Source organism: Xanthomonas sp. NCPPB 2864, assembly GCF_056675615.1.
Window position 1 is genome coordinate 261,321 of record NZ_JBWWVS010000002.1, and the last position, 14,432, is coordinate 275,752.

The 14,432-nt window shown below is 67.8% G+C and carries 11 protein-coding genes; 9 read left to right on the top strand and 2 right to left on the bottom strand.

What is annotated here, in order from left to right; genetic code table 11:
* Positions 1–78 precede the first annotated feature (78 nt).
* The 6 genes from AC1KVE_RS06135 (at position 79) to hemC (ending at position 8,402) form a co-directional block, all read left to right on the top strand.
* The gene (locus AC1KVE_RS06135) at positions 79–1,707 is read left to right on the top strand and encodes a M28 family metallopeptidase (protein WP_024937793.1); all 1,629 of its coding nucleotides are present in this window, start codon (positions 79–81) and stop codon (positions 1,705–1,707) included.
* Between the two features lie 1,068 nt (positions 1,708–2,775).
* The gene (gene mdoH, locus AC1KVE_RS06140; RefSeq protein WP_481092200.1) at positions 2,776–4,713 is read left to right on the top strand and encodes a glucans biosynthesis glucosyltransferase MdoH; all 1,938 of its coding nucleotides are present in this window, start codon (positions 2,776–2,778) and stop codon (positions 4,711–4,713) included.
* 175 nt (positions 4,714–4,888) lie between these two features.
* Positions 4,889–5,554 carry an alpha/beta hydrolase gene (locus AC1KVE_RS06145; RefSeq protein WP_024937791.1) on the top strand — a complete coding sequence of 222 codons (666 nt, stop codon included), beginning with the start codon at positions 4,889–4,891 and terminating at the stop codon, positions 5,552–5,554.
* Between the two features lie 4 nt (positions 5,555–5,558).
* The gene (locus AC1KVE_RS06150; RefSeq protein WP_016903807.1) at positions 5,559–6,611 is read left to right on the top strand and encodes a sensor histidine kinase; all 1,053 of its coding nucleotides are present in this window, start codon (positions 5,559–5,561) and stop codon (positions 6,609–6,611) included.
* 32 nt (positions 6,612–6,643) lie between these two features.
* Positions 6,644–7,375, top strand: a complete 732-nt coding sequence (locus tag AC1KVE_RS06155) for a LytR/AlgR family response regulator transcription factor (protein WP_016903806.1) — start codon at positions 6,644–6,646, stop codon at positions 7,373–7,375.
* Positions 7,376–7,487: 112 nt separating this feature from the next.
* Positions 7,488–8,402: a hydroxymethylbilane synthase gene (gene hemC / locus AC1KVE_RS06160; RefSeq protein WP_065032133.1), complete on the top strand. Its 915-nt coding sequence runs from the start codon at positions 7,488–7,490 to the stop codon at positions 8,400–8,402.
* A 333-nt stretch (positions 8,403–8,735) separates the two neighbouring features.
* Here the strand turns inward: hemC and AC1KVE_RS06165 are convergent, their stop codons facing one another.
* Complete coding sequence (locus AC1KVE_RS06165) at positions 8,736–9,536, bottom strand: DUF481 domain-containing protein (protein ID WP_104569115.1); 801 nt, start codon at positions 9,534–9,536, stop codon at positions 8,736–8,738.
* Positions 9,537–9,817: 281 nt separating this feature from the next.
* Here AC1KVE_RS06165 and AC1KVE_RS06170 point away from each other — a divergent pair, with 281 nt between their 5' ends.
* Positions 9,818–10,783, top strand: a complete 966-nt coding sequence (locus tag AC1KVE_RS06170; RefSeq protein WP_024940221.1) for a helix-turn-helix transcriptional regulator — start codon at positions 9,818–9,820, stop codon at positions 10,781–10,783.
* A 283-nt stretch (positions 10,784–11,066) separates the two neighbouring features.
* On the opposite strand, the gene AC1KVE_RS06175 is transcribed toward AC1KVE_RS06170, so the two are convergent.
* Complete coding sequence (locus tag AC1KVE_RS06175) at positions 11,067–11,636, bottom strand: lipocalin family protein (RefSeq protein WP_016903639.1); 570 nt, start codon at positions 11,634–11,636, stop codon at positions 11,067–11,069.
* Between the two features lie 288 nt (positions 11,637–11,924).
* Between AC1KVE_RS06175 and AC1KVE_RS06180 the strand changes: the two genes are divergently transcribed.
* Positions 11,925–12,236, top strand: a complete 312-nt coding sequence (locus AC1KVE_RS06180) for a hypothetical protein (protein WP_481092199.1) — start codon at positions 11,925–11,927, stop codon at positions 12,234–12,236.
* Between the two features lie 67 nt (positions 12,237–12,303).
* Positions 12,304–14,397, top strand: a complete 2,094-nt coding sequence (locus tag AC1KVE_RS06185; RefSeq protein ID WP_481092198.1) for a prolyl oligopeptidase family serine peptidase — start codon at positions 12,304–12,306, stop codon at positions 14,395–14,397.
* Positions 14,398–14,432: the final 35 nt, after the last annotated feature.

The following is a 14,432-nucleotide window of genomic DNA, read 5'->3' on the forward strand; positions in this document are numbered from 1 at the left end:
GGCTACACTCCAGGGCTGTTCGGACACTACCTGGGTGCTGCAGTGAAGCGAGTTGTTACCAAACGCGTTGCAATGGGAATGCTGGCGATGGCGGTCTCGACCGCACTGATGGCGGCGACGCCGAGCTTCGATGGCGCGCGCATCTCGCGCGACGTCAAGGAGCTGGCCTCCGATGCCTATGAAGGCCGCGGCCCGGCCACCGCCGGCGAGGAAAAGACCATTGCCTACCTGAGCAAACAGTTCGCCGACGCCGGCCTGCAGCCGGGCGGCGATCTGACCGACGGCAAGCGCGCCTGGACCCAGGCGGTGCCGCTGCGCCGCGCCGATATCGTCGGCACGCCGACCATCGCCCTGCAGCACGCCGGCAAGCCGCAGGCGCTGACCCAGGGCAAGCAGATCGCCATCCGCGCCGCGCTGGACGGCTCGTCCAAGGTCGACATCGCCAACGCACCGCTGGTGTTCGTCGGCTACGGCGTCAAGGCGCCGGAGCGCGACTGGGACGACTTCAAGGGCGTGGACCTGAAGGGCAAGATCGCGGTAGTGCTGATCAACGACCCGGATTTCGAAACCGGCAAGGGCGCCTTCGACGGTGCCGGCATGACCTACTACGGCCGCTGGACCTACAAGTACGAAGAAGGCGCCCGCCAGGGCGCGCTCGGCGTGCTGGTGGTGCACGAAACCGCACCCGCTTCCTATGGCTGGGACACCGTGGCCAGCTCCAACACCAACACCATGTTCGACGTGGTGCGCGACAACCCGCGTGCCGCGCATCCCACCCTGGAAGGCTGGATCCAGCGCGATCTGGCCGCCGACCTGTTCAAGCAGGCCGGGCTGGATTTCGACACCTTGAAGAAGCAGGCACAGACGCGCGGCTTCAAGCCGGTGGAACTCAAGGGCCAGGGGCTGAGCGCCAGCTACCAGGTCAAATCCGACGTGATCACCTCGCACAACGTGGTCGCACGGCTGCCAGGCAGCACGCATCCGGATGAGACGCTGATCTACAGCGCGCATTGGGACCACATCGGCGTCGGCAAGCCGGACGCACGCGGTGACACCATCTTCAACGGCGCGCTGGACAACGCCAGCGGCACCGCCGCACTGCTGGAGCTGGCGCGCGGCTTTGCCGCCGGCCCCAAGCCGCAGCGCTCGGTGGTGTTCCTGGCGGTCACCGCCGAAGAAAAGGGCCTGCTGGGCTCGGAGTTCTACGCCTCCAAGCCGCTGTATCCGCTGGACACCACCGTGGCGGTGATCAACATGGACGGCATGAGCCCGTTCGTACCATCGCGCGATTTCGGCATCTACGGCACCGCAAAACTCGAATTGCTCGATCAGCTCAAGACCGTCGCCGGCCAGTGGAAGCTGCGCTACACGCCCGATCCCAAGCCGCAGGCGGGGTACTTCTTCCGCTCGGACCATTTCTCCTTCGCCAAGCGTGGCGTGCCGGCGCTGTCGTATGCGGCCGGGCAGGATTGGGAAGTGGGCGGCGTGGCCGCGGGCAAGGCCGCCTCCGACGACTACACCGCTAAGCGCTATCACCAGCAGGGCGACGAGTGGAAGCCGGACTGGACCTTCGCCGGCGCCGCGCGCGATCTGGGCGTGCTGTACGCGCTGGGCCAGCAGCTGGCCGATTCGCGCCAGTGGCCGAACTGGAGCAACGATTCGGAGTTCCGCGCCACCCGCGACGCCAGCGAGGCTGCGCGTAAGTAACACCGGCCGATACAGCGGCAGCGCTTCCGTCAGGCGGCGCTGCTGTTGTTCGATGCGGCATGTGCGCATGCCGCCTCCTGCCTACAGCCATGTGCCCGGTGCTTGCAGGTCTGGTCGGCTAGTTCAAGGCCGAGGCCGCGGGCGTCTGCGCGCGCTCGGGTGCCACGCATGCGTCGCTCGCAGAGCGGCTGAAAGCAGGGTTGATCCCTTGGGCCAGTGCTCACTCACGGGCGAGAGACGAAGGCGCAGAGCAGTTGATCTGCGCCTTGGCTGCAAGGCCCTTGCCCGCCCACCCTCGCGGGACACGCCGCAAGTACGTCCGTGTAGGCTCTTACGCGGCATCCATGCAGCGTAAGAGCCTGCGACGGTGGGCGGGCAAGGACCACCGGAGATGGTCGGTGGGCACGGTGCAAGCAATGCACGATGCATTCAACGATGCGGCCTAACGTCCGATATCCATCGCTCGACCAACAGCTCTTCACCTGGCCACCGACCAACTCCCCGGTGCGGTGTCCTTGCCGGCGATTACAGGCGCAACGCAGCCTTCGTGCACTGCGCCGACGTGGGCCAAGCCCGACATCGCTTATTCCGATCCACCATGACGCGCGACAGAATGCCTTAGATGCGCTCAGCCCATCGCCTTGATCGCGCGCGCCGGCAGGCTGGCGCTGCAACCGATTGCAGGCTCTGGCACATCACTTGCAGTTGTCTGACATGACAGTGCGGTTTGCCGCCCGTGACAGCACGCGTGCCAGGCTGCAATCTGTTGGGGTAGCGTTCGGTCGCTGCGGCGTAGTCTGCCGCGCGGTCCTCGTCGGGTGGGGCGAAGACTGCAGCGCGGCCTTCGTTTCCTTTAACGGTCGATTCTTTAAGATGAGCCGCGACGTCATCGTCGCAGCCAGGAGAGCTTGTGCATCGGAGTGGTCTTAGAGCTGCCAATTCTGCGACGTGGTCCCGCACTGCCGGGCTCGCCCGGACTGCGGTGCATGCGGCGACGTCGCCACGCGTAGCGGGTAGGGATCTCCCGCGTCAGCCCACACTGCCGCGATCGTGCGGCGGGCAGCCTTGATGGACGGCACTGTGACTCTTTCCCCCGCACCAACCGATCTTCTCCCCGTTTCCGCCCTCGACGCCGGTCAGCCCACGCTGCCACCGGAAGCGCCGCTGGCCATGCCCGAGCAATCCCTGCGCGAAGGCCGTCTGCAGGTGCCGCATCAGCGCACCGCGCCGGTCGGCATCGGCTTGCGGCGTTTCTATCTGATCGGCGGCACCTTCGCTACTACCGCCGTGGCGGTGTGGGTGATGCTCAGCGTGTTGTGGCCCGATGGCCTCAGCGTGCTGGAAGGCTGCCTGCTCGGCCTGTTCGTGCTGCTGTTTGCCTGGATCGCGATGTCCTTCGCCAGCGCGGTGGCCGGTTTCGTCACCGTGGTGGCGCGCGCCGGACGCAAGCTCGGCATCGACCCGGAAGCGCCGCTGCCGACCCTGCACACGCGCACCGCGTTGCTGATGCCCACCTATAACGAAGACCCGCGCCGGCTGCTGGCCGGCCTGCAGGCGATCTACGAATCGGTGGCCGAAACCGGCCAGCTGGAGCATTTCGACTTCTTCGTGCTCAGCGATACCACCCGCGAACACATCGGCCGTGCCGAAGAACTGGTGTACAACGAGCTGTGCGACCGCGTCGACGGACACGGGCGCATCTTCTACCGCCGCCGCGCCGACAATGCCGCGCGCAAGGCCGGCAATGTCGCCGACTGGGTGCGCCGTTTCGGCGGCAACTACCCGCAGATGCTGATCCTGGACGCCGACAGCGTGATGACCGGCGACACCATCGTGCGGCTGGTCGCCGGCATGGAAAACAACCCGGACGTGGGCTTGATCCAGACCCTGCCGGCGGTGGTCAACGGGCAGACCCTGTTCGCCCGCATGCAGCAGTTCGGCGGGCGCGTGTACGGGCCGATCATCGCCTTTGGCGTGGCCTGGTGGCATGGCGCCGAGAGCAACTACTGGGGCCACAACGCCATTATTCGCACCCAGGCCTTCGCCGATCACGCCGGCCTGCCGTCGCTGCGCGGGCGCAAGCCGTTCGGCGGGCATGTGCTCAGCCACGACTTCGTCGAGGCGGCGCTGATGCGGCGTGGCGGCTGGGCCATGCACATGGTGCCCTACCTGCAGGGCAGCTATGAGGAAGGCCCGCCCACGCTGACCGACCTGCTGATCCGCGACCGTCGCTGGTGCCAGGGCAACCTGCAGCACGCCAAGGTGGTGGGCGCCAAGGGCCTGCACTGGATCAGCCGCATGCACATGCTGATCGGCATCGGGCACTACTTCACTGCGCCGATGTGGGGCCTGCTGATGCTGATCGGCATCGGCATTCCGCTGGCCGGTGGCGGGATCGATCTGGCCGGCGACCTGCCGTTCTCGCCCGCCCGTTACTGGCATGGCAGCAGCCAGGGCAACGCGATCTGGATCTTCGTCTGCACCATGTTCGTGCTGCTGGCGCCCAAGCTGCTGGGCTATATCGCGCTGCTGCTCAACCCGCGCGAGTTGCGCGCCTGCGGCGGCGCCATCCGCGCGCTGCTGAGCATCCTGCTGGAAACCGTGCTGGCGGCGCTGATGGCGCCGGTGGTGATGTACCTGCAGTCGCGCGGCGTGTTCGAGGTACTGGCCGGCAAGGATTCGGGTTGGGATGCGCAGGTGCGCGACGACGGCAAGCTGTCGTGGCCGGCGCTGTTGCGCAGCTACGGCGGGCTGACCGTGTTCGGCCTGTTCATGGGCGCGGTGGCCTATACGGTGTCGCCATCGCTGGCGGCCTGGATGGCACCGGTGATCGTGGGCATGGCGGTGTCGATCCCGGTCGTGGCTGTGACCTCGTTGCGCCGCACCGGCCTGGCCCTGCGCCGCGCCGGCATCTTCTGCATTCCCGAAGAGCTCGATCCGCCCAAGGTACTGGTGCGTGCGGCCGAGCTGCGCCGTGCCGCCGCGCTGGAGCCGTCGCTGATCTGAGCGCGCAGGCGGCGCATGGCTGGATCGGTGCGCGTTGCGATCTGCGCGTCTGTCGCGCCGGGCAGCGGCGCGCACCAAGCGGCGAGAGCGGTCGGGCTGTCCGGCTCGGCCGGCCCGTGATCGGTCTGACCGATGGCGCAAGGCATAATGCTCGGCCCGCAAGCGGAGCTGCACAATGCTGGAAGTGATCGAACGCGAGACCGGACCGAACCCGCAATGGACCGTGCTGTGGCTGCACGGCCTGGGCGCCGATGGCAGCGACTTCGCCCCGATGGTGCCGGAACTGGTGCGCCCGGACTGGCCGGCGCTGCGCTTCGTGTTTCCGCATGCGCCGATCCGCCCTATCACCATCAACAACGGCGTGCGCATGCGCGGCTGGTACGACATCGTCGGCATGGATTTCGCCACACGCGCCGACAAGGCCGGCATCGCCGAATCGGTGGCCCAGGTCGAGGCATTGATCGCCCATGAGCAATCCCGCGGCATCGCCCCCGAGCGCATGCTGCTGGCCGGGTTCTCGCAAGGCGGCGCGGTGACCCTGGCGGTCGGACTGCAGCGCAGCGTACCGCTGGCCGGGTTGATCGCCCTGTCCACCTATCTGCCCGAGCCGGCGGCGGCCGCCAGCCAGCTGCAGCCGGTCGCTGCCCGCCAACCTGTGTTCATGGCCCACGGCACCGCCGACCCGGTGGTGCCGTTCGGTGCCGGCCAGGCCAGCATGCAGACCCTGCGCACGCTCGGTTTCGAACTGGACTGGCACACCTACCCGATGGGCCACCAGGTCTGCCTGGAAGAAATCGAGGCCTTGCGCACCTGGATGCAGGCGCGCTTCACCGCCGCCTGAGGCCATGGCCCAGCACGCGCCCCAGACCGCCTGGATGCCGGACCTGTGCCGGCTGCCGCGGTTGGGCGCCATGCTGGGCCTGGCCGAACTGGTGGTGCTGGTGGTGACCCTGGTGCCCGACGCCGGTGCGGCGCGCAATATCACCCTGTCGCGCTTTGTCTCTGCCAGCGGCCTGGCGCTATGGCTGGCGCTGGCGGTCAGCGTGCTGCTGTGCGTCCTGCGGCCGGCGTTGTCGCGGCTGCCGCCACGGGTGGGCGGGCTGGCCGCGCTGTCGATCGCCGCGGTGGTGGCGATGCTCGGCGCCGGAATCGTGCACGCCCTGTATGCGGCGCTCGACCAGGCCCCGCTCGGTCCCCTGGTCGGCTTCTGGCGCTTCACCCTGGGCAGCGCGGCGACGGTGGTGCTGATCACCGCGCTGGCATTGCGCTACTTCTACGTCAGCGACCGCTGGGAAGCGCAGGTGCAGGCCAATGCGCGTGCCCAGGCCGATGCCTTGCAGGCACGCATCCGTCCGCATTTCCTGTTCAACAGCATGAATCTCATCGCCAGCCTGCTGCGCCGCGACCCGGTGGTGGCCGAGCAGGCGGTGCTGGACCTGTCGGATCTGTTCCGCGCCGCGCTCGGTGCCGGCGAAGGCATGTCCAGCCTGCGTGCCGAATGCGAACTGGCCGAACGCTACCTGGCGATCGAATCGCTGCGCCTGGGCGAGCGCCTGCAGGTGCGCTGGCACCGGCAGGAGCCGTTGCCGTGGGAGCTGCCGATGCCGCGCCTGGTGCTGCAGCCGCTGGTGGAAAACGCCGTGCTGCACGGCGTCTCGCGCATGCCCGAGGGCGGCACGCTGTACCTGTCGCTGCGCCAGCGCGGCAACCAGTTGCAGATCCGTATCGTCAATCCGGCCCCGCAGCCGGGCACCCAGTTGCCGCTGGTGGCCGGGGCCGGGCATGCCCAGGCCAGCATCTCGCACCGGCTGGCGTTCCAGTTCGGGGCCGGGGCACGGATGGCGGCCAGCTGGGCCGAGGGCTACTATGCCTGTGAGATCACATTGCCGCTGTCGTGACGGGGGAGTCGCTGCAGCGAAAGGGGATGTCCATGACGGCCACGCAAGTGCGGGTGCTGATCGCCGATGACGAGCCGCTGGCGCGCGAGCGCCTGCGCCTGCTGCTGGGCGAACATCCGCATGTCGAAGTGATCGGCGAGGCCGAAAACGGCCAGCAGGTGCTGCAGCAGTGCCATCACCTGCATCCGGACCTGGTGTTGCTGGACATCGCCATGCCCGGCGTCGACGGCCTGGAAACCGCGCGCCTGCTGCGCCAGAGCCAGCCGCAACCGGCGGTGGTGTTCTGCACCGCCTACGACCAGCACGCATTGTCGGCCTTCGATGCCGCCGCGCTGGACTACCTGATGAAACCGGTGCGCCCCGAACGCCTGGCCGCCGCACTGGAAAAGGTGGCCACCTTCCTGGCCGGGCGGGCGCCCAGCGCCACGCCGCCGCCGTTGCGCACGCATCTGTGCGCACGCCTGCGTGGCAGCCTGCGGCTGATCGCCATCGGCGACATCCGCTACCTGCAGGCCGAGGAAAAGTACGTCATCGTCCACCACGCCCGCGGCGAGGACCTGATCGAAGAGTCGCTCAAATCGCTGGAAGACGAATTCGCCGACCGCCTGGTGCGCATCCACCGCAATTGCCTGGTCGCGCGCGCCGAACTGGTGGAACTGCGCCGCAGCGGCGATGGCCAGGTGCACGCGGTGCTGCGCAACGTGCCGCACCCGCTGGAAGTGAGCCGCCGCTGCGTGGCCAGCCTGCGCGAGCAATTGCGTTAGTGCGTGACCTGTCACGTGTGCTGAGGTGCGTTGCTCGGTCGCGGCACTGTGCTGCGGGCGCCGGCGTGCGCTCCAGGTAGGAGTTACGCGCCCGGTCCGTGATAATGGCCCGATGACCACGCTCCGCATCGCTACCCGTAAGAGCCCGCTCGCCCTCTGGCAGAGCGAACACGTCGCCGCCGCGCTGCGCCAGCACCACCCCGGGCTGGAGGTCGCGCTGGTGCCGATGAGCACCCGCGGCGACGAGGTGCTGGACCGTTCGCTGGCCGCGATCGGCGGCAAGGGCCTGTTCCTGAAGGAGCTGGAGCTGGCGATGCTGCGCGGCGAGGCCGATTGCGCGGTGCATTCGCTCAAGGATGTGCCGATGGAGCTGGACGCGCCCTTCGTGCTGCCGGCGATCATGGAGCGCGGCGATGCCGCCGACGCATTGGTGTCCAATCTCTATGCCAACCTGCAGGCGCTGCCGTTGGGCGCCCGCGTGGGTACCTCCTCCTTGCGACGTCAGGCGCAGCTGCGCGCGGCCCGCCCGGATCTGGAATTGATCGACCTGCGCGGCAACGTCAACACCCGCCTGGCCAGGCTCGATAACGGCGGTTACGACGCCATCGTGCTGGCCTGCGCCGGCCTGCAGCGGCTGGGACTGGATGCGCGCATCACCGCGCGTCTGGACGTCCCGGACTGGCTGCCGGCACCGGCCCAGGGCGCGGTGGCGGTGGAGTGCCGTGGCGACGATGCGCGCATCCATGGCCTGTTGGCGGTGCTGGACGCCGGCCGCACGCGCGCCTGCGTGGAAGCGGAGCGGGCGATGAATCGCGCGCTGCACGGCAGCTGCCATGTGCCGGTGGCGGCATTCGCGCGTTGGGAAGGGCAGGGCCTGTTCCTGCAGGGCATGGTGGGCAGCGCCAGCGATGGACGCCTGATCCACGCCGAGGCGCACGGCAGCGCTGACGACACCGAGGCCCTCGGCCGCCTGGTCGCGCAAGGCCTGTTCGACAAGGGCGCCGCGCAGCTGCTGGCCGAGCTGTAACGCGCCGTCGCGTCAACGTGTAACGCGACCGACATCGACGCCCAGGCGCAAGCTCCAGACCTGGCCGCGACGCACGCAATGCCCGCCCCCACGCAACCCCCGCTCCTCGTAGGAGCGGCCCCGGCCGCGAGAGGCTCTCCCGGGAACGCCCTCGCGGCCAGGTCCGCTCCTACCGCTCGCGGTTGCGTAGTCGAATGTCTGGGCCCATTGACCGCCGCGTCGCGCAGGGGCCTCTTCGGCAAGCTGCGCTCTTCGTAGGAGCGGCCCCGGCCGCGAGAGGCTTTACCGGGAAAGCCTGTCGCGGCCAGGTCCGCTCCTACCGCTCGCGGGTGTTTACTTGAACGTATAGACCAGGTTGACCGTGGTCAGGGTGTCGGTCTTCTTGTCGCCGTCGCTGACCTCGCTGTTGTGGCGCATCTGCCAGGCGGCCTTGAGCGCGAAGTGCGAGTTCATGCTGACCTGCACGCCGAAATCGTTCTGCGCGTAGGTGTTGTATTCACCCGATTCCACCAGCAGCGTGTTGATCAGGTCGGTGTTGTCGGTGACGGTGTACTTGAGGTCGAACAGCCCGCGCCCGATCAGCCCGGTCTCGTTGCGGTCTTCGTCGCTGTTGTGCGCGCGCCGGATACCCGGGCCGATCTGCGCATCCAGGTAGAACCGGTCGGCATCGATCAGGCGCGTGCCGTAACCGATACCGAAGGTGGCCAGGCGGTCGTAGGTGGCAAAGTCGTCGTGTTCGTAACGGCCGGTGGCGGTGAGCTGGCGGTGCTCGCCCAACTGCAGCGCGCTGCCGGCGCTGCCGGTGTAACGCTCGGCAGTGGTCTGGCGCTCGCGCGAGGTGCTGCCGTCGTCGTTGGTGTTGGTGTATTCGGAACTGGAGCGCAGCGCGGTGGCATCCAGGCTGTGGATCCAGTCGCCGTCGGTATAGCGCAGGCGGATCCGGCCATTGAGGCTGTCGGTGGTGCTGTTGCCGTGGGCGGCGGCATAGCCGAGCTCGCCACTGCTCCCACCCCACGGCGACGGCATCACGGCTGCGGCAGGGTCCGCCGGGGCCGGTGCGACTGCCTGGGCCCAGACGGTGGGCGTGATCAACAACAGCGGCAGCAGGGCAGACAACGGGGCACGGCGGGACATGGGCGGCTCGCTTTGGAGGACAGGGGGCGAAAGAGGGTGGAAGCGATTTCATGATAACGGACTGAGCGGCTGCGTCATGAGTAAGTGAACGCCGCGCTTCAGAAGGGGTTCGGGCGTCGGCTTGCGCAACGGCAGCGACTGGCGCATCGCAACCAGGCCCGGCCTGCGCGCGCTGCAGGCCCGCGGCCCGCCCGCCCGCAGTGGCGGCGCCGATCCAGGCATGATTGCCGGTGTACAGCGACGCTCACCCTGCCACGCAAAGACTCGGACATAATCGACGCATGGACCGCTACGAACGCATCAACTCCCTGCATCGCTTGCTCAAATCGGCACGCTACCCGGTCACGGTGGCGCGGCTGCAGGATGAGCTGAGCTGTTCCCGCGCAACCGTGTACCGCGACCTGGCGTTTCTGCGCGATGCGCTGATGGCGCCGGTGGAAGGCGACGGCGAATCGGGGTTCCGCTATCTCTCCGGCGAAAGCGACCGCTTCGAACTGCCCGGCCTGTGGCTGAGTTCGGAAGAGCTGCATGCGCTGCTGGCCTCCCAGCAACTGCTGGCGCGCACCGGTGGCGGGGTGTTGTCCTCGATGCTGGCGCCGCTGCAGCAACGCATCGAAGGGCTGCTGGCCGCCCAGGCCGGCGTGTCGCAATGGCCGGTGGACCGGGTGCGGGTGATTCCGCACCGCGGCCGCAAGCTGGACGAAGCCAGTTTCCGCACCGTGGCCTCCGGCGTGCTGGAGCGCAAGCAGCTGAGCTTCGACTACCGCGCCCGTTCCACCGACGAATCGACCAAGCGCACGGTGTCCCCGCAGCGTATCACCCACTACCGCGACAACTGGTACCTGGACGCCTGGGACCACGGCCGCGATGGCGTGCGCAGCTTTGCGGTGGACCGTATTAATCACGCACGCCTGCTCGAGAGCGTGCCGCGCGATGTGCCCGACAGCGAGCTGGACGAGCAGCTGGCGGCCAGCTATGGCATTTTTTCCGGCGCGCCCAAGGGCTGGGCGACCATCGTGTTCAGTGCCAAGGCCGCGCGCTGGGTCGCCGACGAGCACTGGCACTCCAAGCAGCAGGGCCGCTTTCTGGCCGATGGCCGTTACGAGCTCAAAGTGCCGTACAGCAACTCGCGCGAACTGCTGATGGACGTGCTGCATTACGGCTCGGACGCGGAGATCGTCGAGCCGGTCTCGCTGCGCGAGCAGGCCAAGGCGCTGCTGTCGTTGGCCTTGAGCAATTACGACTGAGCGTGGCCGGGCCGTAGCGCGGGGTGCGAGTCGTCATGCGACAGGTGCCCGCGCGCAGTGAGGTGCTGATTCGGCGCCCCCACGGCGTGCTGACATGGCCATCGCCGGTTGCGCGCGTCGGTGTTGTGCGCTGCATCCGGATACCGCGCCAGGAGGCCGGCACATGAAGTGGAGATCGGTGTCGGCCGCGACGCCGCGCGCTTGGTCTCCCCGACCGGCGCATCCAGTCGGCTGACGGCTGGAACACTCGACGCCGGCCGGGTAACCGACCGGCCCGCCAATGTCAGCGCTTGTTAGGCACTTCAAAGCCCAGGCGGTCCACCTGCTCGCGCAGCTGCGGCACGCGCTTGAGCTTGTCGGTGTAGATGGAATAGTCGTCGCGCATCTTGTCGACCAGCTTGCGGTACTGGTCGCGGCTCATGTCCGGCTTGCGCGCGAAGATCCAGGCCAGGTCGCGGCCGGGGTAGGAGATCAGCATCCACGAGCCGTCCGGTGCGATCTCCAGGATGCGCTGCTTGGCCGGTATGACCTTGTAGAACCATACCCGCCAGTCACGGTTGCCGCTCTCGGCATCCACCGAGGCACGCGCGTTGACCTCCTTCTCCGGCTCGCCGAAGCCCTCGCGGTACACATAGCGCACCGCCACCTTGCCGTCTTCGACCAGGGTGTACTCGTCGCGGCTGGTGACGTGGCCGCGCTCGACCGGGTTGGGCATGCGTGCGATCACATACCAGGTGCCCATGATCTTGGACAGATCGACCGCCGGCTCGCTGGCAGGCGCGTCCTTGGCGGATGCCACGGGCAGGCCGAGGACGAACAGAAAAGCGAGGGCGATCGTAACGGTCAGGCGCATCGCAACATCACAAAGGGGCAGTTGGAGCAGCACACTACCGCATGCAGGGGGCAAGTTCGCGTCAACGGTCGGGTCTGGCGCACGCGGCTGCCTCGGACGCGGCAACCGGGCGCCCGGGTCCGGGTGCGGAAGCGGACCCGGTTGGTGGCCTGGCGGTGGTTGTCGAACTGCGGCGCCGGCACCCGGCAAGGCGGTCTCTCCGGTTTTCGCCGCCAGGTCGCAGTCGGTGAGATGGGCGCAGGCAATCCTGCCGGCCTGTCCTGATCCTTCCTGCCACGGAGTGCCGCCATGTCGATTCGTCCTTCCCGTCGTTCCGAACGTCCCGACCCGCGCGTGCTGCGCCCGGTCCGGCAGATCGCCCTGGCCGGCCTGGCCCTGGTGCTGGTGTGGCCAGCCGCGCGCGGCCACAGCGAGTGGATCGGCTGGCTGCCGCTATGGCTGGTCGGCATGCCGATGCTGGCCTGGTGGAGCCTGCACCGGTTCGCGTTGCCGGCCCTGATGCGGCCAGGTGCGCGGCGCGGTGCGCCACGTCGGCGCGGGCCGCAGGCGCAACGCCGACGTGGCACTTCGCGCGCGGCAGCACAGGCGCGCGCGGCCTGACCTTCGGCAGGGTCGGGCGGCGGAGGGCTATGCTACGTTCCCGGCGTTCGTTCTCCCGGAAACATTCATGTCCAAACTCGCCTCGATCTGCCTGGTTGCCGGTCTGATCACCGCTGGCGCCGTCTCTGCAGAGGAAACCGCCGTGTCCAACGATCCCTACGCCTGGCTGGAAGATGTTTCCGGCGCCAAGTCGCTGGACTGGGTCAAGGCCCAGAACGCCAAGACCGAGGCGCGCCTGGCCGCCTCGCCGGCCTTCAAGCAGATGGAGACCAGCATCCGCGAAGTGCTGGATTCGGACGCGAAGATTCCCGGCGTGCAGAAGATCGGCGAGTACTACTACAACTTCTGGAAGGACAAGCAGCACGAGCGCGGCCTGTGGCGGCGCACCACGCTGGACGAATACCGCAAGCCGGCGCCCAAGTGGGAAACGGTGCTGGACCTGGATGCGCTCAACAAGGCCGAAGGCGAGAACTGGGTCTGGCACGGCGCCGACTGCCTGCGCCCGAATTACCAGCGCTGCCTGATCGCGCTGTCGCGCGGCGGCGCCGATGCCGATGTCACCCGCGAGTTCGACCTGGCCGGCAAGCAGTGGGTCAAGGACGGCTTCTTCCGCCCCGAATCCAAGGGCGGGCTGGGCTGGATCGACCAGGACACCGTCTACGTGTTCACCGATTTCGGTGCCGGCACGATGACCAGCTCCGGCTATCCGCGCATCGCCAAGCAGTGGAAGCGCGGCACTCCGCTCAGCGCCGCCACGGTGGTGTACGAGGGCAAGCCGACTGACATGTACATCGCCGCGATGCACGACGACACGCCCGGATTCGAGCGCGATTTCGTCAGCCGCACGCTGGCCTTCTACAACGAGGAGCTGTATCTCAAGGGTGCCGACGGCAAGCTGGTCAAGGTGGATGCGCCCAACTCGGCCAGCAAGTCGGTCAAGCGGCAATGGCTGACCCTGGAACTGCGCGAACCCTGGACCGTGGCCGGCAAGACCTACAAGGCCGGCTCGCTGCTGGCGACGCGCTTTGACGACTTCATGGCCGGCAAGCGCAGCTTCGATGTGCTGTTCGAGCCCACCGACAGCACCTCGCTGGCAGGTATCGCCTGGACGCGTTCGCACCTGGTGTTGAACGTGCTGGAAGACGTCAAGAACCGCCTGAGCGTGATCACGCCTGGGCAGGATGGCTGGAAGAAGAGCGCCTTCGTCGGTGCGCCGGCGTTCGGCACCGTCGACGTCAGCGCGGTGGACAGCGACGACAGCGACGCGCTGTGGTTGACCGTTACCGACTACCTGACCCCGACCACCTTGTCGTGGGTGGAGGTGGGTACCGCGCCGCAGCCGCTCAAGGCCATGCCGGCGTTCTTCGATGCCGGCAAGGACAGCATCGAGCAGCACTTTGCCACCAGCAAGGACGGCACCCGCGTGCCGTATTTCCTGGTGCGCCCCAAGGCGTTGAAGCTCGATGGCAGCGCGCCGACCCTGCTGTACGGCTATGGTGGTTTCGAGATTTCGATGACGCCCAATTATTCCGGCGGACTGGGCCGCGCCTGGCTGGAGAAGGGCGGCGTCTACGTGGTGGCCAACATTCGCGGCGGTGGCGAATACGGCCCGCGCTGGCACCAAGCCGCGCTCAAGCAGAACCGCCACAAGGCCTATGAAGACATGGCTGCGGTGGCCAAGGACCTGGTCGCGCGCAAGATCACCTCGACCAGGCATCTGGGTGTGCAGGGCGGCAGCAACGGCGGGCTGATGACCGGCAACATGCTGACCCAGTATCCGGAGCTGTTCGGCGCGGTGGTGGTGCAGGTGCCGCTGCTGGACATGAAGCGCTACAGCCATCTGCTGGCCGGTGCCTCGTGGATGGCCGAGTACGGCAACCCGGATACCGACGACTGGAAGTTCATCCAGACCTTCTCGCCGTACCACCTGTTCGACCCGGGCAAGACCTATCCGCCGGTGATCTTCCTGACCTCCACGCGCGACGATCGCGTACATCCGGGCCACGCGCGCAAGATGGCCGCCAAGATGATCGAGGCCGGCAAGGACGTGACCTATTACGAAAACATCGAAGGCGGCCACGGCGGCGCGGCCAACAACGCACAGGCCGCGCATATGGCGGCGCTGGCCTACAGCTTCCTGTGGGAGCGGCTGGCGGATTGAGTTGCCGACCCAAGGCAGCTCGGTAATTCGAGTTG

What these genes read in the sequence shown, in the direction of transcription:
- AC1KVE_RS06175 (WP_016903639.1), bottom strand. Translation starts at nt 11,636, where the DNA reads ATGCGCCTGACCGTTACGATCGCCCTCGCTTTTCTGTTCGTCCTCGGC.
- mdoH (WP_481092200.1), top strand. Translation starts at nt 2,776, where the DNA reads ATGGACGGCACTGTGACTCTTTCCCCCGCACCAACCGATCTTCTCCCC.
- AC1KVE_RS06180 (WP_481092199.1), top strand. Translation starts at nt 11,925, where the DNA reads ATGTCGATTCGTCCTTCCCGTCGTTCCGAACGTCCCGACCCGCGCGTG.
- AC1KVE_RS06145 (WP_024937791.1), top strand. Translation starts at nt 4,889, where the DNA reads ATGCTGGAAGTGATCGAACGCGAGACCGGACCGAACCCGCAATGGACC.
- AC1KVE_RS06165 (WP_104569115.1), bottom strand. Translation starts at nt 9,536, where the DNA reads ATGTCCCGCCGTGCCCCGTTGTCTGCCCTGCTGCCGCTGTTGTTGATC.
- AC1KVE_RS06155 (WP_016903806.1), top strand. Translation starts at nt 6,644, where the DNA reads ATGACGGCCACGCAAGTGCGGGTGCTGATCGCCGATGACGAGCCGCTG.
- AC1KVE_RS06170 (WP_024940221.1), top strand. Translation starts at nt 9,818, where the DNA reads ATGGACCGCTACGAACGCATCAACTCCCTGCATCGCTTGCTCAAATCG.
- hemC (WP_065032133.1), top strand. Translation starts at nt 7,488, where the DNA reads ATGACCACGCTCCGCATCGCTACCCGTAAGAGCCCGCTCGCCCTCTGG.
- AC1KVE_RS06150 (WP_016903807.1), top strand. Translation starts at nt 5,559, where the DNA reads ATGGCCCAGCACGCGCCCCAGACCGCCTGGATGCCGGACCTGTGCCGG.
- AC1KVE_RS06135 (WP_024937793.1), top strand. Translation starts at nt 79, where the DNA reads ATGCTGGCGATGGCGGTCTCGACCGCACTGATGGCGGCGACGCCGAGC.
- AC1KVE_RS06185 (WP_481092198.1), top strand. Translation starts at nt 12,304, where the DNA reads ATGTCCAAACTCGCCTCGATCTGCCTGGTTGCCGGTCTGATCACCGCT.